Here is a 21,781-nt window from a genome sequence, read left to right as displayed (position 1 = left end):
ACTTTCTTATTATAAGCATAAGCTCCATCAAGTGTGTGGCAATCATCGTTGATGATCTAGATCTTCTCTGAAGCCGATACAATAACGCTGTTACAGAAAGAATCGATGTAGAACTATGACCACTTGCCCCTTCACCCCCGAAGAAATTGCATCCGAAGGCATCAAACCCGAAGAATACGAAGAAATTGTGAGCCGTCTCGGTCGTCACCCCAACAAGGCGGAACTGGGGATGTTTGGCGTGATGTGGTCGGAACATTGTTGTTATAAGAATTCCCGCCCATTGCTGTCTGGTTTCCCCACGAAAGGCGATCGCGTCCTCGTCGGCCCCGGTGAAAATGCGGGCGTGGTCGATATGGGGGATGGTCTGCACCTCGCCTTTAAGATCGAATCCCATAACCACCCGTCGGCGATCGAACCCTTCCAAGGGGCAGCAACCGGGGTCGGTGGTATTCTCCGCGATATCTTCACGATGGGGGCGCGTCCCATTGCCCTGTTAAATTCTCTACGCTTCGGAACCCTCGACAATGCCCAAACTCGCCGCATCTTTCAGGGGGTTGTGGAAGGGATCAGTCATTATGGAAACTGTGTGGGTGTGCCAACGGTGGGCGGTGAAGTCTATTTCGATAAAGCTTATTCTGGCAATCCCCTCGTCAATGCGATGGCGTTGGGCTTGATGGAAACCGAGGAAATTATTAAATCGGGAGCCTATGGCATCGGTAATCCCGTTCTCTATGTCGGCTCCACCACCGGACGGGATGGTATGGGGGGCGCAAGTTTCGCCAGTGCGGAATTAACTGATGAATCCATGGACGATCGCCCTGCGGTGCAAGTTGGTGATCCCTTTACCGAAAAATCCCTAATTGAAGCCTGTTTGGAAGCCTTTAAAACGGGGGCAGTGGCGGCGGCGCAGGATATGGGTGCGGCGGGTTTAACCTGTTCGACGGCGGAAATGGCAGCCAAAGGTGGGGTCGGTGTGTTGCTCGATCTCGATAAAATCCCGGTGCGAGAAACAAGCATGGTTCCCTACGAATATCTACTCTCCGAATCCCAAGAACGGATGCTATTTGTTGCCCATACAGGACGGGAACAGGAGTTAATTGATATCTTCCATCGTTGGGGTTTACAGGCGGTTGTTGCGGGTGAAGTTATCGCGGAACCCATCGTGAAAATCATGTTTAAGGGTGAAGTCGCAGCCGAAGTTCCGGCAACTGCGCTATCAGATAATACGCCCATTTATCATCGGGAATTGATGGCAGAAGCTCCCGAATATGCACAAACTGCTTGGGCTTGGTCGGTGGATTCTTTGCCTGCTTGTGATATTAATGGAATTGCCGAAAAATCTTGGAATGAGATTTTATTAACCCTGTTAGATGTGCCCACCATTGCGTCTAAAAAGTGGATTTATCGTCAGTACGATCACCAAGTGCAAAACAATACGGTGATTTTCCCTGGTGGCGCAGATGCTGCTGTGGTGCGAGTTCGTCCGGTCAATGGTAAGCCCGATACTTCAACCATTGGTGTGGCGGCTTGTACCGATTGTAACCCCCGTTATGTCTATTTAAATCCGTTGGAAGGGGCAAAGGCGGCAGTGGCTGAAGCTGCTAGAAATTTAAGTTGTGTTGGTGCTGAACCCTTGGCAATTACTAACAATTTAAACTTTGGTAGTCCCGAAAAACCTGTGGGTTATTGGCAGTTGGCAAATGCTTGTAAAGGGATTGCGGAAGCCTGTCGGGAATTGGATACACCTGTCACGGGTGGTAATGTTTCTCTCTACAATGAAACCCTTGATAGTGATGGTAAACCGACCCCCATTTATCCGACTCCAGTTATCGGGATGGTGGGACGAGTTGAACATATTAATCAAGTCTGTGGTTTAGCCTTCCAAAATGCTGGGGATAAGGTCTATCTTCTTGGTACTCAGGCAACAACAACCCTCGGCGGTTCGGAATATCTAAATACGATTCACAATACCGTCGCGGGTATTCCCCCCCAAGTGGATTTTGAGTTAGAGAAAGCGGTGCAAAAGGTTGTTCGTGAAGCCATTGCTGAAGGCTTGTTAAGTTCTGCCCATGACCTTGCGGAGGGTGGTTTAGCCGTTGCCCTGGCGGAATGCTGTATCGGCGGGAAGCTCGGCGCAACCGTTGAGATTGCTGGCACTGACCGTCTCGATGCCATCCTGTTTGGCGAAACCTGCGGCAAGATTATTGTTTCTGTGGCTCCCGACAAACAAGCCCAATTTGAAGCCCATCTCAATCAATCCTTGGCAGACAATTGGCAGGTGATCGGTTCCGTCAGCGACACCAATCAGTTACAAATTACCGTCAATAATCAGGCTGTAATCGCGGTTTCTGTCGAGGACATGACCAACAACTGGAGTGAGGCGATCGCCCGTCGTTTACATCCGTAATCTAGTTAACTGATTACAATAGAAAGTACAAATTCAGTGGGTAAGGCTAATGACAACAATGACCCTTGCGCTAGAACCCGTTTTCACCTTAAGCAATGAACAATTTCAGCAACTTTGTCTGGTTAACCCAGAGCTTCAACTGGAACGTACAGCTAAAGGAGAATTGGTAATTATGCCTCCCACTGGTGGCGAAACTGGGCGGCAAAACGCTAACCTAATTTTTCAAGTACAACTCTGGAATCACAAATATCAATTAGGAGAAGTTTTCGATGCCTCAACGGGTTTTATTTTGCCCAATGGTGCGACCCGTTCTCCTGATGTTTCTTGGCTTAAAAAATCTCGTTGGCAAGCATTAACAGCCGATCAGCGAGAAAAATTTGTTCCCCTCTGTCCTGATTTTGTCATTGAGTTAGTTTCGCCTAGCGATGCTGTCCAAAAAACAAGGGATAAAATGGAAGAATATCGAGACAATGGTTGTAGTTTTGGGATATTAGTTAATCGCAAGGAAAAACAAGCAGAACTCTATATTGCTGATTGCGAGCCTCAAACTTTATCTCTACCTTGTAAAATTCTGGGTATCAATATCTTCAAAGATCTTGTACTAGATTTAACATGATTGATTGGCGATCGCCTTTTTAACGAAGATTAGAGATGGCTTTAAAATCCCCCAAGGTTACTGTTCGTCCGGGAAGCCGCCAACTTCATTAAGATTTTGCCCTTGCTTTTCTCGTATTCTTTTTTCAAAGTTTGCTTACTCACCACGGGATTACTGGCAGGCAATCGCTGGCCTAAATCCGCCCAACGGGTAAGCTGTTCCCGTTGCTTCAGGGAAATTGTCGCCTGGGTAATGTGAAAATACCGTTGGGGTTGCCCTAAGGCAAAAAGCAGAATTCGATAGTTCCCTTGGCTGGCTAAGAGACGCGCCATCTGTTGGCCGATCTTCGTTTTCAAGTCCAGATAGCAAGGCAACCAACGGGCTCCTTCACTGCTGTTGTACAGCACCGTGATCCACAACAACATCGGATGGGGGGCCTCAATGAAGAGAAATTGATTGTAACGGGTATCAAAACGGCGTTTGCCCAACTCCTCAGCTTCTAACATCGCCCAAAGACTGGCGATCGCCGTCGGTTCAGCCGGTAAAATCCGTGGGAAAACAATCTTATTTTGGGGTTTATCCGCTGGCCAGGACTGGGCCGCACAAATGGTATCGCTAAAGGTTGTATTCAGTTTGTCTGTAGGCCTTCCCTGGCGATTTACCGTTGAATTACGAAAGCTGGGGGCCGTGGTGGCATTGTTAATCCGGGTCGGATCATTGGGGCCTGCCACCGGAGATGTTGCTTGGAAATTTTGCAGATTTTGGGATGTGGTAAAAAAGGATTTCCTGGTTTCTGCGGCTTGTTGTTCGTAATATTTGGCGATGGGAGCCATGGCTTGCCAAATATCATTGACAGTCTGGGGGCGATCGCGCGGACTTTTCGCCATACAACACATGATAATTTCAGCCAGAGGAGCCGGAATCCGCAAACTTTTATCAAAGGGAATTGGTGGTGTGTCATGGTGCGCCCGGTACCAACCCCCAAAGGAATTATTTTCAGGCATCACGGGCATATCCCCCGTGAGCATCTCGTACATCGTAATCCCCAGGCTATAGATATCAGAGCGTTGGTCTAATTCCTTGCCTTCCATTTGCTCTGGAGAACAGTAGGCGAGGGTGCCCATAAACGATTGGGTCTGGGCGGCTCCGGCTTGGCTGAGGCGCGCAATCCCAAAATCCAGAATTTTTACCAATTCCCCTAGGGACGCATCCTGCATGATCAGAATATTGCTGGGTTTAATATCCCGGTGAATAATTAAACATTGTTCCCCCTTGAAGGTAATCCCTTGGTGGGCTGCTTCCATCCCCAAACATATTTGCCGCACGACTTGAAAAAAACGCGGTAAACCGAGGGTAGCATGGGCAATAATATCGCTTAGACTTTCCCCCTCTAAATATTCCATGACATAAAAGGGCACATCCTGGTCATCGACGCCATAGTCTTTTACCCGCACGATATGGATGCTTTTTTCACTCAGGAGAGCGCAAATGGTTGCTTCCCGCTCAAAGCGTTGGCGCATCTTGTCGTTGAGTAGGGTCTGGGCTAGGAACTTTACGGCGACCGTGACTCCCCCTAGGACTGTATCTTCACCCCGGTAGACACGCCCCATAGCCCCCTGGCCTACGAGGTCTACCAGGCGATAACGGCCGGCGAGAAGGCGATTGATATTGGGATCGGTAGTCATAGTTTGGGGTGGACGAACAAAACAATCAAAACAACAGGAGACCGGACAAAACTTAAAAGATTAAAGCTATTAAAGCTGACGGAGGAGAGTCCCTTCAATGGTACTGGTGAGGTAATGGCCGGCGAGGATGCCCCCGGAGTAGCGATATTCATCGTCGTTAATCTGGTAGAACATTTCAAAGCCACTGCGCCGTTGGCGATCGCCAAGCACCCAGTATCGCTGAACGATTGATTCTGAGCCAACCCAACCTTCTCCTTCCACCCGTCCCAAAATACTTTGTTGCAATACATAGGTATATTGTCGCTCACCGCTATCTAAACGCCCTTTGTATTGATAGGAAATTTCGGGGCGATCGCCATCTTGAAACGTTAACTTTGTCACCATCGTAAACCAATTATTTTGGCCCCAAGCAACAATCGTTTTACCCCGGATGAGAATGGGGGGCTGATTTCGTTCGATCCAACTACCATTTAACGTCCAGCGACCTGCTTCCAACAAAAAACTATGGGCCACAATGTATCTTGCTCCTTGGGACTACGAGACGAATCAATGTCATTTGACCCTGTTCTAGTTGACCAAAAACCTTGATCACACACAGTGGGGATTCGTGACGAAACCTCCTTCTATTGTAAGGAGTTCTGCCCCATTCCGAAAAAGCCAGCGACCCGCTTTACTAGATTGTTAACGATCGAAATATTAAAGACTAGAAAAAACCCTAGGCGATCGCCTAGGGAAAAATTACACAGTAGAGGACGCTTACGGGCAAAACTAAATGCTCTGGGGCCTAGATGCTAAATGATCTAACGGAAGAGATCGGTGTTGAGTCTGAGGCCATTGTTGCTTGGGTTCGGATTCGACTGGCCTGCCGCGCGACCCTGGGTCAAATATTCTCCGGTACCACCATCGGCGGGATCGAGGAAGGGCTTGAGGCTAATACCACTGTTTGAGTAACCTTGGGCTACGGGACTGGGGGGAGAGGTAGAGCGGCCGCCAAAAATACTTTGGAGTTGTCCCAGGAGGCTATTGGTCGAGCCAGTGCCCATGAAGGTATTGACCCCACGGGTTTGGAAACCGCTATCGGCACTGAGGAGATTATCGAATACTTGATCCCGTGTGGCGATCGCATTTTGGCCCCGGGGCACCGTAAAGACGATTTGGCAGGTGGGATTCAGTTCGGTGGTCACACAAACGATGTCGTAACCATTTTCGCGGCCAGTGGTGAGCTCGACGAGACCATCACCCCGGTACAGTTCCAAGCGGCGGGCAATCTCTTCACAGCGACGCTCTGCATTCCAACCGCCTCCCATGGTGCGGGGAATCGCCCAAGGATAAACTTCCCCCGGACGACTTTCGGGCTGGTACATTACGGTGTATTGTCCCTGTTCGTACTGACACACAAAACGGCGATCGCCAGAATTGTAGATCACATCACCGGGCGTATTCCCCGCATTGGAATCTGTGTCCACAACGATGTCCGGCGGCACCTGGGCGATCGCACTGCTGGCGGCAAACCCTAAAATTTCTAAGCCGACAATACTGATTTTTAACCAAGTTCGAGTGTGCAAACCTTTACTCATCTTCAAATTTCTCGTGCGTCACAATGAATTTTAGGGGGATCCTATGGGTTTTGATGACGGGATAAGCTGACTTTAGGTTCCCCTTGTCGGCCGGAAAATGGATGTGATATATTTACTGAGCTAATTAATTTTGCGGACGTGGCGGAATTGGTAGACGCGCTAGATTTAGGTTCTAGTGTCCTAGACGTGAGAGTTCGAGTCTCTCCGTCCGCATTCACAAAAAAAGTTCCTGGGGTTTGGAGTGATGGCACTTTCCCACACTGAATTTGAGCAGGCGATCGCCCAAGTGGAAGCTGACCTTGCCGCCCTAAAAGATCGCCACGCCCAGGTCAAGGCCGCCGAAGCCCGCATCACAGAGCTGAAAGCAGAACAAGAGAATCTCCAGGCAGAGCCAGAAACGATCCAAAAACAAGCCTCCCTCAAAACAGAACTCAACCTCATTGCCGCCGAAATCGCGAAGTTAGAACTGCAACTCGAAAGTCAGTTGCTCAAGTGGCAGGAACCCTTTTGGCAAATTGTTCGGTTCACAGGGGTGGGCATTTTATTAGGCTGGATTCTTAAATCATTTACGGTTTAGGGTTTCAATCCCCTTGTGGTCGCCCTGGATAAAGCGGGCGTACCAGTACCGGCGCATAAAAATCGTCCTGGGAAAGCACCACTTTTGACTGGGCTGACAACAGAAGCAAAGCCCAAAAGATCCCGACCTTTTCGTGGCGATGTTGTTTGGCGGTGATCTCCTGGGGGAAAAATTCGTTGGCCTCTTTATAGGCGATCCATTGACGGATTAAATCGTCTAATTCAAACACCACGGGGGTTTCTGGATCAGGGGGCATCTGGGTCTGGAAAAATTGTTCTAGCTGGGCGGCTAATTCCGTGAGATTTTCATCATGGGCCAACTGGGTAATCTGTTTAATGGCCGCTTTATTGGATAGTTTACGTGGCGTTTTGAGGCGTTTTTTGGGGGTATGATCCTCGATTTCGTTGGCAATTTGTTGGATTTGCTCAATAAATTCCTGGAGGGTGACCCGCCGCCGTTTTGGGGGAGGTGCCGTAGCCCGCCGCCGGAGTCTTTTTTCCAGCTTGAGGGGGAGTCGTTCCGTATCGCTTGCGTCCCAATCTTCGTAGAATTCTTCTTCCTGAACCTCTGCTTCAATGGCCGTTAAACTTTCGAGGGTGTCGGCCTTGAGGAGGACAAGTTTGGAGGCCCATAGAAAAGTTTGACCCGACTGGGGTAGGTCGGCCTCCCTCAGCATTGGGTCTGTATCCCCGGCGAGACCTAGTTCACTGAGGAACTGATCAATGACATCGATGACCTGCACATCCCAGGGATCAATTTCTCCCTGTTGGGCTAGTTCAATGAGGGTGGCGATCGCCGCTTGGGGTTGGGTGGCCATGGCTTTATCGAAGGGTCAAAAATTAGGCCGTTTGCTCAGGTTGAGACTCTTCTGGAGATGCTTCAGCGGAGTCCTGGGTGTCTCCTGTATCGGTATCGGTAGAAGTTTCAGGTTCAGGCACCGTTTTGTCTGCAGTGGATGCGGTCCTCGCACTGGGGGACTCTGCCGATGATTCTGCGGCGTTTTGTTGGGCGGCCTGCAGTTCAGCCAAAGCTTTTTCCAATTCCTCAATTTTTTGACTCTGGAGCTTCAGTTCCCGTTGGGCTTTCCATGATTCAATTTGCCGCTGCAATTGATCCCACAGGCTAAACATCCAGGCTAAAATCGCCCCTGTGCCCACCGCCAGCAGGAGTTCGATGGAGAGGGGCGCTTCGGCTTGGAATCCCGGAATGATGTTAATCCCGACGGGTTGCGTATTTTCGATACTAAATAGCGCTAGGGCTAAGCACAGGGCAAAAAACAATAAAAAATTCAGTTGCCGCATGATCTCTCCACAGGATGCATCGCATGGCGGATCTCGATGGCGATCGCCAATACACCCCCTAGGATATCGTAATTGTTCCAACCCCAAAAAATTGCCCCAAACATTGTTGGGGCCGCCGGATGATAAAAGTGATAATTGCGATCGCCTGGGCTTAAGCCAGGGACATTTTGGTGCCACCCACAGCATCCCCAAGGCTCACATTTACCCCAGAATAAACAGTGCCTCGACGGGCATCAATGGAGATAATCGAGCCATCCCGAATTAACTGAGTTGCTTCCTTAAAACCGACAATCACCGGAATACCCAACCGCATCCCCAAAGTTGCCGCGTGACAATTTTGATTCGGTTCTTCGATCACGATGCCGCTGGCCTTACGGATCATTTCCACATAGGCCGCATCCGTAGACCGAGCAACGAGGATCTCCCCTGGCCCAAAATCATTAATATCTTCACTTTGATTCACGACCCGGGCACGACCACTGGCCGCCCCTTGACCAATGCCAATGCCTTCTCCGAGCACCGCCTGCACCATTTCGACTTTGATGAGATCTGTAGAACCAGACACCCCTTGGAGCGTCCCCGCTGTCATGATTACCAAGTCCCCTTCATGGAGAAAACCGCTCTCCTGGGCCACATTAATCGCCGCCTTAAAAGTTTGGGTCGTTGACGGAGAATCCATAACGAGGAGTGGCTTTGCCCCCCAGACCAACTGGAGACGACGAGCCACATCCACATGGGGGGTGACAGCAAGGATCGGCGTTGCTGGGCGAAATTTGGAGACGTTTCGGGCCGTTGCTCCAGACTTAGTGAGGGTCATGATCGCCGTTGCATCTAACTGTCCAGCAATATGGCTGACGGCGGCAGAAATAGCATTGGGAATCGATTTTTTATCAGAAGGTTGTTTTTGAATGCCGTCGGGTTCCTTTTCGATGCGCTTGGCGATGGTTGCCATGGTTGCCACGGCTTCTACGGGGAATTCGCCCACAGCAGTTTCATTAGAAAGCATCACCGCATCGGTACCATCTAAAATCGCGTTGGCCACATCGGAAACTTCGGCGCGAGTGGGGCGAGGATTACTCACCATGCTATCGAGCATCTGGGTGGCGGTAATCACAGGAATCCCGAAGCGGTTGGCGGTGGCAATGAGTTTTTTCTGGAGAATGGGCACGTCTTCGGCGGGCAGCTCGACCCCAAGATCCCCCCGGGCGACCATAACACCATCGGAAAGGGACAGAATAGCCTCCATCTGTTCGATCGCCTCGTGTTTTTCGATCTTGACGATCACAGGGACATTTTTCCCGGCATTGGCGATGAGCTCTTTGATTTCCAGAACATCCTGGGGATTGCGCACAAAACTGAGGGCGACCCAATCGACGCCTTGGTCGAGGCCAAACATGAGATCTTCGCGGTCTTTATCAGTGAGGGCTTTAACGGAGAGATAGACCCCAGGAAAATTGACCCCTTTGTTATTGGAGAGCTTGCCACCGACGACCACGCGGCAGTGGAGATTTTTTGCGGCAATATCGACCCGTTCGACCTTCATTTCTACCTTGCCATCGTCGAGGAGGATGGTGGAGCCTTCGGGGACTTCTTCCGCTAGCTTGTCATAGCTGACGTAGCCGACTTCTTGGGTACAGGGCACCTCACGACTTGTGATGATGTAGGGATCGCCGTTTTTGAGGGTGATAAAGTCGCTCTCATAGCGACCGAGGCGAATTTTTGGCCCCTGGAGATCTTGGAGAATGCCAACGGGTTGATTCAGTTCAAAGGCGGTTTGTCGAATCAGACGAATATTGCGTTGGTGGTCATCGTGGGTACCATGGGAGAAATTTAGCCGTAGAGTAGTTGCCCCTGCTTCGATGATTTCCCGGAGAACGTCTGGTTTGCTAGTCGCAGGGCCAATGGTGGCGACGATCTTGGTGCGGCGGGGCATTTCTCTAGAGGGCATAGTGAACTTTCTCGGGTCAGTTGGGAAAACAAGCCTCATATTATCCCAAAAGTTGACGTTTCTTTCTATACATGGCAGGGGAGTTCTGGGAGATTTTGGGAATCTCGATGGGATCTGCTCTGGGGTCTGTCGGTGGAAGCTTTTGGTGGACAAGGGGGAAGCCAGAGAATCTTCCCCTTATTTTTGTGGTTTTCCTTCAGGTCTCAGGTGTCTAAATAGTTAGCGGCGATCGCCGTGGGAATCATCGGTAACATCGGCAGTACACAGATTAATCCCTGTTGCCAGGTGAGGGGAGCTGTCTGAAAGAGTTGATTCATCAGGCCCCATTGACTAAAGGCAACCTGCAAAGCGACGGCAACGGCAATGCCAACCAACAGGAGCGGGGCTTGGATGATGGTTTTTGTTTGGCCGCTGATGTAGCGAAGGAGGCTACGGCCCAGTTGACTGATGCTCAATAAATAAATGATCCGAGCGGCAACGAGGGCTTGGATCGCCATGGTGCGGGCGAGGGCGAGATCGCCAGTGCTGGTTTTGATCCATTCAAAAATGCCAAAGATAAGAATCCAGTTAAAGATCGAAATAATCCCGATCCGTCGCAGCAGCTTGGGGGTGATCAGGGGTTCGTTGGGATTGCGGGGGGGCGATTGCATAATCCCGGCGGGCTTGGCTTCAAAGGCGAGGGGCACAGTCATGGTGATCGAGTTGATCATATTCAGCCACAGCACCTGCAAAGACAGAATGGGCAAATCCCGCGCCAGCAAGACACTGATCAAGATTGTCATGGATTCACCGCCATTAACGGGCAAGAGGAAGGCGATCGCCTTGCGGAGATTGCGGTAAACGGTGCGTCCTTCTTCGACGGCAGCTTCAATGGAGGCAAAATTATCATCGGTGAGCAGCATATCGGCGGATTCCCTGGCCACTTCGGTGCCGCCTTTACCCATGGCGATGCCAATGTCGGCTTGTTTGAGGGCTGGGGCATCATTCACGCCATCACCCGTCATCGCGACGATATCACCTTTTTTCTGGAGGGCTTCGACGAGGGCAAGTTTTTGGGCTGGGGCAACCCGGGCAAAGACCGACCCGGTTTCGGCGGCCTCGGCCAGACTTTGGGGATCCATTTTTTCGAGGTCTTGACCCTCAAAGGCAATGACTGTTTCTCCGGTGCGGATTCCCATGCGTTGGGCGATCGCCTTGGCGGTGGCAATGTGATCACCGGTGATCATCTTGACGTTAATTCCTGCTGTTTGGCAGGCATGGACAGCGGCGATCGCCTCCGGTCGGGGGGGATCAATCATTCCCTGAAGCCCTAAAAACTCAAGGCCTGTGGTGAGATCCTCATGGTCAACGCTGTGTTGGTGACTGCTGACTTCTTTTTTCGCAAAGGCGAGAACCCGTAATCCTTTGGTGGCCATGGTCTCTACCACTGCTTCGATGGCCGCAGGATCGAGGGCGATCGCCTGACCATCGTCCAATAACATCGTTTCACAACGGCGCAACAGCGATTCCACCGACCCTTTGACATAGATTGTCCGCCCCGTGCCATCATGGAGCGTCGCCATGTACTGATATTCCGACTCAAAGGGAATCGAATCGAGCCGGGGCCGCTGGGCGTCTAAACCCACCTGACTGAGGCCCGCCTTCGCCGCCGCAGTAATCAAGGCCCCTTCCGTTGGATCGCCCACCACAGACCAATCATCACCCGTTTGTTTCAGTTGGGAATCGTTGCAGAGCAGCCCTGCGGTGAGACATTCTGCCAGGACTGGGGGCAGGGTTTCAAAGCTGGCATCCCCATCATCACCGGTTGCGACCAGGTAAACTTCTCCCTTCGGACTGTAGCCACTGCCACTCACTTTGAAATGAACATCCCCCGCATAGATCGCCTGGACGGTCATCTGATTTTCCGTGAGGGTGCCCGTTTTATCAGAACAGACCACCGTGGCACTTCCGAGGGCTTCTACGGCGGGTAATTTACGAATAATGGCATGGCGGCGGGCCATCCGGTTCACCCCAATCGCCAAAGTAATCGTCACTACGGCGGGTAATCCTTCGGGAATCGCACTCACGGCCAGGGCCACGGCAGCTTCAAACATCTCGGCGAGATTACCCCCCCGGCCCCAACCAATGGCAAAGGTGAGGGTCGCCAGGGTCAAAATCACATACAGCAGGGAATGGCTAAATTTGGTAAATTTTCGGGTCAGTGGTGTGGTTAAACTGACCTGCTTCTCCATGGATTGGGAAATCTGCCCCATTTCCGTCTGATTGGCGATCGCCACGACGATGCCTGTGCCCTGGCCAAAGGTGACAAAGCTTCCCGCATAGGCCATATTGCGGCGATCGCCTAGGGGCGTGTCTAGGGGTAAAAGACCTAACTTTTTCTCGACGGGTACCGCTTCCCCCGTCAGGGCTGACTCGTCAACTTGGAGGTTCCGCACCTTGAGCAACCGCAAATCCGCCGGGACTTTATCCCCGGAAGCCAACAGCACAATATCGCCAGGCACCAAATCCCGTGACGGGATCCGGAGAGTATTGCCTTCCCGCAGAACCATCGCTTCGGTGGTGACTGCTTTTGCCAGGGAGGCGATCGCCCCTTCCGCCTTAGCTTCTTGGATATAACCAATCACCGCATTAATGAAAGTAACCCCCCAAATGACCCAGGCATTCGTCCAGGAACCCAAGGCCGCCTTAATACTCCCAGCGATAATTAAGATGTATAGAAGAGGCTGGTGGAACTGCAACAGAAAACGCAACCAAGCTGGTTTCCCAGCCCGAAACTTCAATTCATTCCAACCATACTGCTCATAACGCTGGGCCACCGCCTCTGGCGATAATCCCCGTTCTGCATCGCTCCTTAGGGATTGAATTAATTCGGCCTCTGATTGGGTATGGCAGGGAGGAAGTGATGATGACACTGGCATAACTTAAGCTTAAAAATTAACCTGCAAATTTGATCCTCCAAATTCTAGCAATTTAGTTCTATAGAATTGTGTAGTTAAATTATTAAGCTTTTTATCTGTCTTGTTTAAGATGTTCTGAGTTTAAAGTAAAAGTAATCTTGTTCTGCATCATTTCCATATTCACCCCGCAAGAAATCTAAGTTTCGACGAATTCTCCAAAGACTGTCTGCGCTAGTGAAGACAAATTTGGCTCGATTGGCTTGAAACCAATTTTTGAAACATAAAAGAGAGATTTTTTTGTTTTCATTTATTATTAAATGTGCTGATTCCTCTCGTTTATTCCGGGAAAAAGTTGGCTACCGACAACGTTCTGATCAGGCCCCCGATTCTAAAATGGCAGCAAGTAATCCATAATGGGCGATGGTTCATTCCATTAGCTGTCACGAAAAACTCAAAATAACCATGCGCCTTTCCCAAAGTCTGTTCGTTACCCTCCGAGAAGATCCCGCCGATGCGGAGATTCCTAGCCATAAGCTCCTGCTGCGGGCCGGCTATATCCGGCGGATTGGGCGGGGGATTTATGCTTATCTACCGTTGATGTGGCGCGTACTCCAGAAGGTATCCCAGATTGTCCGGGAAGAGATGAATGCCACCGGGGCCCAGGAAACCCTGTTACCCCAGTTGCAACCCGCAGAAATTTGGCAAGAATCGGGCCGTTGGGATACCTACACCCAGGCAGAAGGGATTATGTTTTCCCTGCGCGATCGCCTGGATGGAGAGTTGGGTTTAGGGCCAACCCACGAGGAAGTGATTACTACCATTGCCAAGGACATGATCCGTTCCTATCGGCAGTTGCCCCAGCATTTGTACCAGATTCAGACGAAATTCCGCGATGAGATTCGACCCCGGTTTGGCTTAATGCGCGGGCGGGAATTCATCATGAAAGACGGCTACTCGTTCCATGCTTCTGAGGAATGCCTCAAAAAAACCTACGCAGACATGGATCAGGCGTATCGTAATATGTTGCGTCGCTGTGGTCTACAATTCCGGGCGGTAGAAGCCGACTCTGGGGCCATTGGTGGTTCTGGTTCCCAGGAATTTATGATCCTCGCCGATGCCGGGGAAGACGAAATTCTCTACACCGAAGACGAAAAGTACGCCGCCAATACCGAGAAAGCCGTGTCTCTGCCCGTTGAGGCGATCGCCTCTCCTTTCAACAGTTTTGAAAAGCGCGAAACCCCGAATACAGCCACCATTGAATCCCTGTGTAAGTTCCTAGATTGTTCCCCCACCTGTGTCGTTAAAAATGTCCTTTATCAGGTGGTTTATAACAATGGCAAAACTGTTTTAGCTTTGATTTCAATTCGGGGTGATCAAGATGTCAACGAAGTTAAATTACAAAATGAATTGACAAAATTAGCGCCTAATTACGATGCTAAAACTGTCATTTCCTTAACAGTGCCCGATGCCGATGCCCAACAAAAATGGGCCGCAAAAGCATTACCTTTAGGCTACATTTCCCCAGCTTTAGCAGATGATTGTATTGCTAAAAATAAAGCGGTTTCAGGCGAATTTCTGCGCTTAGTTGATCCCACTGCGGCGACATTAGAAAACTTTGTCACGGGTGCCGATGAAACGAATTACCATGTCCTCGGTGCCAACTGGGGCACAGAGTTTAAACTGCCTGAATTGCAAGTGGATGTGCGGTTGGCAAAGGCAGGCGATCGCGCTGTCCATGATCCGACCCAAATCCTCCAAACAGCGCGGGGCATCGAGGCGGGTCATATTTTCCAATTGGGAACAAAATATTCCGAGGCCATGGGGGCCACCTTTACCGACGAAAATGGTAAAGAACAACCCCTGGTGATGGGCTGTTATGGGGTTGGCGTTTCCCGTCTGGCCCAGGCCGCCGTGGAGCAATCCTACGATGAAAATGGCATTATCTGGCCCGTGGCGATCGCCCCCTACCATGCCGTGGTAGTCGTGCCCAATGTTAAGAGTGAAGAACAGATGGCAGCCGCAGAAAAACTCTATGCCGATCTCAACGCCGCTGGAGTTGAAACCATCCTTGATGACCGCAACGAACGAGCTGGGGTGAAGTTTAAGGATGCAGAACTGATTGGTATTCCCTTCCGGGTTGTCACAGGGAAATCCCTCAAGGATGGCAAGGTGGAAGTGGTGCGCCGCAAAGAAGGCGACCGCCAAGATCTTGATCTCGATGATGTGGTTGCGACCTTAAAAAATTGGGTCAACGAAGCAACAAGTTAGTTTTTGGAGGTAATTTTCAATTGCTTGATAGTAGGGATTAAGTCACTTAATCTCTATTTTTGTGAACCAAAAACAGCAAATTTACGTCAAAAATTGTGACTCAGGGTCTAGTAATGGCGGGGAAACCTCACCTAAACCGGGAGAATTCAATTGCTAAGATTGACGATAAAACCTCCTGCGGTGTCCCCCTAACGCCCGGCTCGATGTGGCCATCATCCTAAAACTTTATACAGACTGGATAGAAAAACTTCTATGAGACGATCAAAATTTGTCCAACGATTTACAACCCACATTGTTGCCCTCTGTGTGGGCTGTGCCATTACCTTCGGGGCAATGCAAGGCTCTAGCCAAACCCTCAACCAACCTTTAGCTGATACCAATCCGCCCCAGGAAGTGGCAGCGGTACCCGTAGCAGCAGGTCGAAGTTTTGTCGCCGATGCGGTGGCCAGGACAGGGCAAGCGGTGGTGCGTCTAGACACAGAAAAAACTGTGGTGCGCCGCTTCCAGGACCCGTTTATGAATGATCCCTTCTTTCGGGAGTTTTTTGGCGATCGCTTTGGGATGCAATTTCCCGATGAACAGCGTCAGGTGGTTACCGGACAAGGCTCCGGGTTTATTACCGATCGGTCTGGGGTGATTCTCACCAACGCCCACGTCGTGAGCGGCGCTGACCGCGTTACTGTCACTCTAAAAGATGGCCGCAGCTTTGAAGGGGAAGTAAAGGGTACCGACGAAGTCACCGATCTGGCCGTCGTCAAAATTGACCCTAGAAATGAGTCTATTCCCGTGGCTCCCCTCGGTGATTCTGGGTCTGTGCAGGTGGGTGACTGGGCGATCGCCGTAGGAAATCCAGTGGGTTTGAACAATACTGTTACCCTCGGCATTATCAGTACCCTAGAACGGTCTTCGGCCCAGGCAGGAATTCCCGATAAGCGGGTCGATTTCCTCCAGACCGATGCCGCCATTAACCCTGGTAACTCCGGTGGCCCCCTCCTCAACTCCGACGGTGAAGTGATTGGGATTAACACCGCGATCCGCCGGGATGCCATGGGCATTGGATTTGCGATCCCGATCAACAAGGCGAAGGCCCTCGAACCCACCCTCGCCGCTGGGAAAGAAGTGCCCCACCCCTTCATTGGGATTCGGATGGTGAGCCTCACCCCAGAGATGGCTAAGGAAAATAATGCCGACCCCAATTCCATCGTGCTCTTACCGGAAGTAAACGGAGCGCTGGTGCTGGGTGTGGTGCCGGGTAGTCCAGCGGAAACAGCGGGTCTGCGTCGGGGCGATGTGATCACGAAAATCAACGGTAAGGCGATCGCCAATGCCCAACAACTCCAAGAAACCGTGGAACAGAGCGGCGTTGATGCCAGTTTGAAAGTGGAACTGCGCCGGGGCGATCGCACCTCAGAACTCACCTTGAGAACAGCACAAATGCAAGGGGTTTCCTAAGTTCTTTTAGTTGAAATTTCCCCCAAGGTCTCCGGGTTCACAACCTGGGGACTTTTTTTTGCGTTCTAGCCCAAGGATTCACCGATATTTAAGCGCATTCCATTGACCATATCCCAACCGGACTGGGGTTTTTTGCCGCTGGGTTGCACCTGTTTGAGCAACAAAAGTCCGTCCCCCGTTTGGATGATGGGGCCAAATTTTTTGGCGATCGCCACGATTTTCCCAACATTCCCTGTGTTCCCAACAAATTCCTTGAGAGGTTCATATGCTGCGGGATATTGCGCAAAACATTCCGGCACGAGGGGGATCGTTTCTAACACTTTTAACGGTTTATCGCGGCAGATGGTGACACAGTTGGGATAAAAACCGCGCACTTGGTTATGTAAGGCGATCGCCCCTTTTTGCCAATCTAGCTGAAAATCTTCTTTCTGAATCAACGGCGCATAGGTGGCTTGGTCTGGATCCTGGGGGATGGGGGTGATTTTTCCTTGAGCCAGTTGAATGAGCGTTTCTGTCAATAAAGCCGCCCCGGAGGTCGCTAATTTCACTGCCAAGTCATGGGCATTGTCCCAAAGATCAATGGGCGTTTCAGCCTTGAGGAGCATTGCCCCGGTATCCATCCCCTCATCCATGAGCATAGTGGTCATCCCCGTCACCGTTTCCCCCTGGACTAAACTCCACTGGATTGGGGCCGCGCCGCGATATTTCGGCAACAGAGAACCATGGCCATTGACACAGCCGAGCCGGGGCATCTGGAGAATTTGCGACGAGAGCAACTGGCCATAGGCGACCACCGCAAACACATCGGCTTGGAGATTTTCGAGAATCGCTAAGGTTTCAGGATCTTTTTTGATGCGCTTCGGTTGCCAGACGGGGAGATCATGGGCGATCGCCACCTTTTTTACCGCCGACGGAATCAGTTGACTACCCCGACCCCGCCGCTTATCCGGTTGGGTAACGACCCCCAGCACTTCAATGTCCGGGTGGTTCAAAAGGGCTTCTAGGTAGGGCACTGCAAACTGAGGCGTACCGAAAAAGACAACTTTAAGCATGGGAAAAAGAGCAACCAAGCGTGCGATCAGCCTTTCACTTTAGCGCAGATCTCCCCCGACCTTAGCGATTATGCAAACCTCATCGGTCTTTTGAACTGCTCCTAAATCTCCCCCAAACTGGGGGCAGGGGGGCCTTGTTAAGCACCGACAGACTCCTTAGCGGCGTAGAGCACTTCCAGGGAAATTTCACTCAGTCCCTGGGCGCGGGCATATTTTTCGGTGTTGCGCTTCACCTTGCCCCGCACAAATCCGGGGACTTTGTTCAGTTGTCCCTGGGCTTCCGTTGTCCAATTCAGATCAGAACTGGCCGACATGGTTGTGGTAATGACTTCCTTGGTATCGTGGCCGCCGAAAATTTCGAGCAAATGGTCTTCCATGCCTAGGGTAAAGGAGTTATAAACCAGATCCGCGATTTGGTTAGTGCCCTCATAACCCACGAAAGGCCGATAACCAATGGGGAAGTTTTGGATGTGGATCGGGGCGGCGATCACGCCACAGGGAATATTCAGCCGTTTACCCACGTGGCGTTCCATCTGGGTACCGAAAATGGCAGCAGGTTCTAGGCGGGCGATCGCATCAGCAATTTCGCCATGATCTTCGCTAATTAAAATCTCATCACAGTATTCGCTCACCTCTTGACGGAACCAGTCAGCATCATATTTACAATAAGTTCCCGCCAGCACCACATGGATGCCCATTTCCCGCGCCAGAATTTTCGTCATTGCGACAGCGTGGGTATTATCCCCAAAGACAATCGCCTTTTTGCCCGTTAAATTTTGGCAATCAATGGAACGACTAAACCAAGCGGCCTGGGACACATGGAGGGTTTGTTCTTCGATAAAGGCTTCATAATCTGCCGTGGCTCCCTGGTCATTAATCGCTCCCTGGATCGCGCGGATGCAACGGGCCGTTTCCACAACGCCCATCGGTGTAATGTCTACATAGGGTTGGTCAAATTCTTGTTCTAAATATTTTGCCGTGGGCAGGCCCAATTCCCGGTAGGGCACAAGGTTAAACCAGGCCTGGGGCAATTTTTTCAAATCGTGGACAGAGGCTTTGTCAGGAATGACCAAATTCACACTAATCCCCAACTCGGCCATCAAAGTCTTCAGTTCACGGATGTCGTGGTTGTTGTGGAAACCGAGGGTGGAAATCCCAATAATATTTACCGACGGTTGCGGGGTTTTCTCAGTGGCTAAGTCACCTTTTTTTCTTGCCTTATTGATATAAAACTGGACAATTTGCTGGAGGGTGCGATCGCCAGCCTGGAGTTCATTAACCCGGTAGTGGTTCACATCCGCCAAGATGACATCACCCTGGGCATCTAACTGGGCGCGGGCGACGAAATTTTCGAGGTCTTCCTGGAGAATGCTTGAAGTGCAAGTGGGGGTCAAGACAATTAAATCGGGTCGTTCCTCTTGATCCTTGCGGACAATATTATCAACAACTTTTTCTTGGGAGCCCCGCGCCAGAACATTTCGATCCACAATGCTGGCGGTGACAGGGGTGAAATTGCGTTCCCGTTCTAACATCGAACGCATCACATTAAAGTAATCGTCGCCTAGGGGAGCGTGCATAATCGCATGGACATTTTTAAAAGAACTGGCAATGCGTAATGTGCCGATGTGGGCTGGGCCTGCATACATCCAATAGGCAAGTTTCATAGGTATTTTTACTCCCAAAAAAAACTGGTTTGTGATCAAAAGTGATCTCAGTCAGTGTCATTTTCGCAAATGATTTTCGGGTTCTCGGAGAAGAAAACAAAAGTCAATAAAACGATGTATCTCGCAAAGAAAATGGTTTCATTTCAAGGGATATCTCTACGAATAAAGGGTCATCATCTGTTTCTTTCAATGAATTTCAAGCTTTGCCTCGATGATGATTCGCCGTCAAGAACTTTGGGGAAGGATATACAATGCACTTTATTAATGAATTTCGTTTGATTGCAATTGTCTCTGCTCCTAGCCATGACCCAAGTTTTTACACCAAAACCCATTCAATACGCTCCCGAAACGATACAGCGGGCATTGGTGGCTTTTGCTTGCACACCGCTCCGGTGGGAACTACTGGCAGCGATGAAAGATCAGAGTGTGGCACTCCCTGATATTGCTGGAGAAGCTGGACTCCGGGCGGGTTATAGTGGGCGATCGCTGCCGGAAGGGGCCGTGGAAGAGTTGATGATGTGGCTGATTCAAGTGGGATTGCTCCGGCGGGAGGTTGATGGTCAAGGTTTGACAGATAGTTTTCGCTTAACGCCCCTGGGTCGTCAGGTGTTGGCCCAATGGCAAGCGGCACCCCAGGCGGTAAAGGTGTCGTGGCTGGCTCGGTGCCAAAATGCTTTACAACGTTGGCTGAGTCGGTTTTCGGTCTAGACTGTACAATCTAAATCTATGCATCTATCTTTCGGTTTAATGTGAGGAAGCTTCATGCGGGCGATCGCCATTTTTAGCCCTAGTCGTCGGTCTGGAAAATCATGGTTAATTACGGCGCTGGCCCGTTCCCTAACTCGGCAAGGGTTGCGAGTTGTTCCTTTCCAAAGTCAAACGGAAATCACAAAAGGCTATCGGGTCAGTGCCGACGCAGAAGTCAGTCAATCGGCGGCTTGGCAAGCGTGGGCCGCAAAAATTCAACCAACAACCCATCTCAACCCAGTTTTACTGAAAGCCTGTAGCCCCCCTGGTGAGTCAAAGCCCAAATTTCAACTGCTGATTCAAGGGCGGGGGATTGGTACTGTCAAGCGAACGGCTTACTACGATAGCTATTACGATATTGCGCGACCGCTGATTCGAGAATGTTTGATGGCATTGCCGCCGAAATACGATGTGCTGCTATTCGATAGTTATCGCGACAGTCTTTACCATCCCCTCACCAGCGATACCGACCAAAATTTTGAGATTCTCAAGGGTTTAGAGGCGCCCGTCACGGGTATTATTTTGATCGACTGCACCCATGAAGGGGCCATTAATCAGCTCTGGGGCCTCTGGCAACGGCTTTCCCCAGAAAATCGTCAACTGATTCGGGGGGTAATCTTCAATCAGTGGCAAGGCGATCGCCCCCAAGAAACCCAAACCAGTCAATGGGTCAAAACGCATCTCAAGCGACCCGTCCTCGGCTATATTCGGCCCCTCCAAAATCTGGCCTTTGACCCCGAAAGCCTCTGTACTACCGTTGCCCATAACCCTGTAAATTTGCCTCAAAATAAACTGCGCTTGCAGGTAATCCAGCTCCCCCACCTCTGTCCCTATGCAGACTTTGATGCCCTGATGGGTGAGGCTTCGGTACAGTTGGAATTTATTAATCCGACCGAGACCCTGGGTTATCCCGATGCGGTGATTGTGCCCCACACCAGCCAGGCGATCGCCGACCTCGACTATCTCCACAAATACGGCTATCCCCAACAGCTACAGCAATATGTCAATGCAGGCGGCACGGTGTTAGGGATCGGCAATGGTGCCAATCTCCTCAGCAAAAAAATTGCCCTCCCTAGTGGTGATTTTCAACCAGCCCTCGGTTTAACGCCCTTTGATAGCCAACCCCATACCAAGGCCGCCCTCTTCCCCGCCGAAACATTTTCGCGCTTCCCCTTTCCAAATCTTCCCCTCAATGGCATGACCCTCCCCTGTGACATCCTGAATTATGCTCCCAGTAGCGGTTATACCCAACTCTTTGAAACTCCAAACCTGGGTCTCGTGAACCAAAGTCAAAACATCTGGGCCGTCTACTTGCAAGGTTTGTTTAATAATGGCCCCTGGTGTCGCTTTTGGCTCAATGCCCTCCGCCAAAAACGGGGCCTCTCTTCTCTACCGACGGGTATTGCCAATTTCAACGAACGGCAAGAAGCAATCCTCGAAGCCCTCGCCAATCACCTTGAGCAATATGTTGATCCGACGATTTTATTAGAGGATGCCGATTAATCGTCCTCGGTTGATGAAAAAGGGGCAATATTTTTGTTGGCGTAGATTACAGCAGGCGATCGCCTTTTGGGGCCGATGGTGACCTGAATGTTAGTATTTATTTGCAAT

General features: G+C 50.7%; 16 protein-coding genes and 1 tRNA gene. 8 read left to right on the top strand and 9 right to left on the bottom strand.

All coding sequences use genetic code 11. From position 1 onward, the window contains the following. Window positions 1-115 precede the first annotated feature (115 nt). The gene (purL, locus tag AWQ23_RS08535) at window positions 116-2,407 is read left to right on the top strand and encodes a phosphoribosylformylglycinamidine synthase subunit PurL (protein ID WP_062434413.1); all 2,292 of its coding nucleotides are present in this window, start codon (window positions 116-118) and stop codon (window positions 2,405-2,407) included. Between the two features lie 49 nt (window positions 2,408-2,456). After that, entirely contained in the window at window positions 2,457-3,023 is a 567-nt protein-coding gene (locus AWQ23_RS08530; RefSeq protein WP_062434410.1) for a Uma2 family endonuclease, read from the top strand. 41 nt (window positions 3,024-3,064) lie between these two features. Here the strand turns inward: AWQ23_RS08530 and AWQ23_RS08525 are convergent, their stop codons facing one another. The 3 genes from AWQ23_RS08525 to AWQ23_RS08515 all read right to left on the bottom strand — a co-directional run bounded on the left by AWQ23_RS08525 (window position 3,065) and on the right by AWQ23_RS08515 (window position 6,264). Further along, entirely contained in the window at window positions 3,065-4,687 is a 1,623-nt protein-coding gene (locus AWQ23_RS08525) for a serine/threonine-protein kinase (protein WP_030006956.1), read from the bottom strand. 69 nt (window positions 4,688-4,756) lie between these two features. Then, the gene (locus AWQ23_RS08520) at window positions 4,757-5,200 is read right to left on the bottom strand and encodes a hypothetical protein (RefSeq protein WP_012307276.1); all 444 of its coding nucleotides are present in this window, start codon (window positions 5,198-5,200) and stop codon (window positions 4,757-4,759) included. A gap of 287 nt (window positions 5,201-5,487) precedes the next feature. Further along, the gene (locus AWQ23_RS08515) at window positions 5,488-6,264 is read right to left on the bottom strand and encodes a COP23 domain-containing protein (protein ID WP_062434407.1); all 777 of its coding nucleotides are present in this window, start codon (window positions 6,262-6,264) and stop codon (window positions 5,488-5,490) included. Between the two features lie 132 nt (window positions 6,265-6,396). Here AWQ23_RS08515 and AWQ23_RS08510 point away from each other — a divergent pair. Both AWQ23_RS08510 and AWQ23_RS08505 read left to right on the top strand, forming a co-directional pair. After that, a tRNA-Leu gene (locus tag AWQ23_RS08510) sits at window positions 6,397-6,477 on the top strand. 31 nt (window positions 6,478-6,508) lie between these two features. Further along, window positions 6,509-6,841: a hypothetical protein gene (locus AWQ23_RS08505; protein ID WP_062434405.1), complete on the top strand. Its 333-nt coding sequence runs from the start codon at window positions 6,509-6,511 to the stop codon at window positions 6,839-6,841. A 4-nt stretch (window positions 6,842-6,845) separates the two neighbouring features. Here AWQ23_RS08505 and AWQ23_RS08500 read toward each other — a convergent pair whose 3' ends face one another. The 4 genes from AWQ23_RS08500 to AWQ23_RS08485 all read right to left on the bottom strand — a co-directional run bounded on the left by AWQ23_RS08500 (window position 6,846) and on the right by AWQ23_RS08485 (window position 13,008). Beyond that, entirely contained in the window at window positions 6,846-7,658 is an 813-nt protein-coding gene (locus AWQ23_RS08500) for a segregation/condensation protein A (RefSeq protein WP_062434403.1), read from the bottom strand. Between the two features lie 22 nt (window positions 7,659-7,680). Further along, window positions 7,681-8,223, bottom strand: a complete 543-nt coding sequence (locus AWQ23_RS08495; RefSeq protein WP_232308874.1) for a LapA family protein — start codon at window positions 8,221-8,223, stop codon at window positions 7,681-7,683. Between the two features lie 70 nt (window positions 8,224-8,293). Further along, complete coding sequence (pyk, locus tag AWQ23_RS08490) at window positions 8,294-10,090, bottom strand: pyruvate kinase (protein WP_012307271.1); 1,797 nt, start codon at window positions 10,088-10,090, stop codon at window positions 8,294-8,296. A gap of 203 nt (window positions 10,091-10,293) precedes the next feature. After that, window positions 10,294-13,008 (bottom strand): cation-transporting P-type ATPase, encoded by a 2,715-nt coding sequence (locus AWQ23_RS08485; protein ID WP_062434397.1) that lies wholly within the window; start codon window positions 13,006-13,008, stop codon window positions 10,294-10,296. Between the two features lie 441 nt (window positions 13,009-13,449). Between AWQ23_RS08485 and proS the strand changes: the two genes are divergently transcribed. Both proS and AWQ23_RS08475 read left to right on the top strand, forming a co-directional pair. Then, window positions 13,450-15,255, top strand: coding sequence for a proline--tRNA ligase (proS, locus tag AWQ23_RS08480; protein WP_062434394.1), 1,806 nt, complete (start codon window positions 13,450-13,452; stop codon window positions 15,253-15,255). A 252-nt stretch (window positions 15,256-15,507) separates the two neighbouring features. Then, a complete protein-coding gene (locus tag AWQ23_RS08475; RefSeq protein WP_062434392.1) occupies window positions 15,508-16,707 on the top strand; it encodes an HhoA/HhoB/HtrA family serine endopeptidase in 1,200 nt (399 codons plus the stop codon). Between the two features lie 65 nt (window positions 16,708-16,772). On the opposite strand, the gene fmt is transcribed toward AWQ23_RS08475, so the two are convergent. Both fmt and bchB read right to left on the bottom strand, forming a co-directional pair. Further along, complete coding sequence (gene fmt / locus AWQ23_RS08470) at window positions 16,773-17,759, bottom strand: methionyl-tRNA formyltransferase (protein ID WP_062434384.1); 987 nt, start codon at window positions 17,757-17,759, stop codon at window positions 16,773-16,775. A gap of 137 nt (window positions 17,760-17,896) precedes the next feature. Next, window positions 17,897-19,423, bottom strand: a complete 1,527-nt coding sequence (gene bchB / locus AWQ23_RS08465) for a ferredoxin:protochlorophyllide reductase (ATP-dependent) subunit B (protein ID WP_012307265.1) — start codon at window positions 19,421-19,423, stop codon at window positions 17,897-17,899. A gap of 303 nt (window positions 19,424-19,726) precedes the next feature. On the opposite strand from bchB, the gene AWQ23_RS08455 reads away from it, so the two are divergent. Both AWQ23_RS08455 and AWQ23_RS08450 read left to right on the top strand, forming a co-directional pair. Next, complete coding sequence (locus AWQ23_RS08455) at window positions 19,727-20,131, top strand: Npun_F0494 family protein (RefSeq protein WP_062434379.1); 405 nt, start codon at window positions 19,727-19,729, stop codon at window positions 20,129-20,131. A gap of 54 nt (window positions 20,132-20,185) precedes the next feature. After that, window positions 20,186-21,673 carry an AAA family ATPase gene (locus tag AWQ23_RS08450; protein WP_062434376.1) on the top strand — a complete coding sequence of 496 codons (1,488 nt, stop codon included), beginning with the start codon at window positions 20,186-20,188 and terminating at the stop codon, window positions 21,671-21,673. Window positions 21,674-21,781 lie beyond the last annotated feature (108 nt).

Source organism: Picosynechococcus sp. PCC 73109 (assembly GCF_001521855.1).
In the GTDB taxonomy this organism is placed as follows: Bacteria; Cyanobacteriota; Cyanobacteriia; order Cyanobacteriales; family MRBY01; genus MRBY01.
This window is presented reverse-complemented; position numbering and strand designations above follow the sequence as displayed.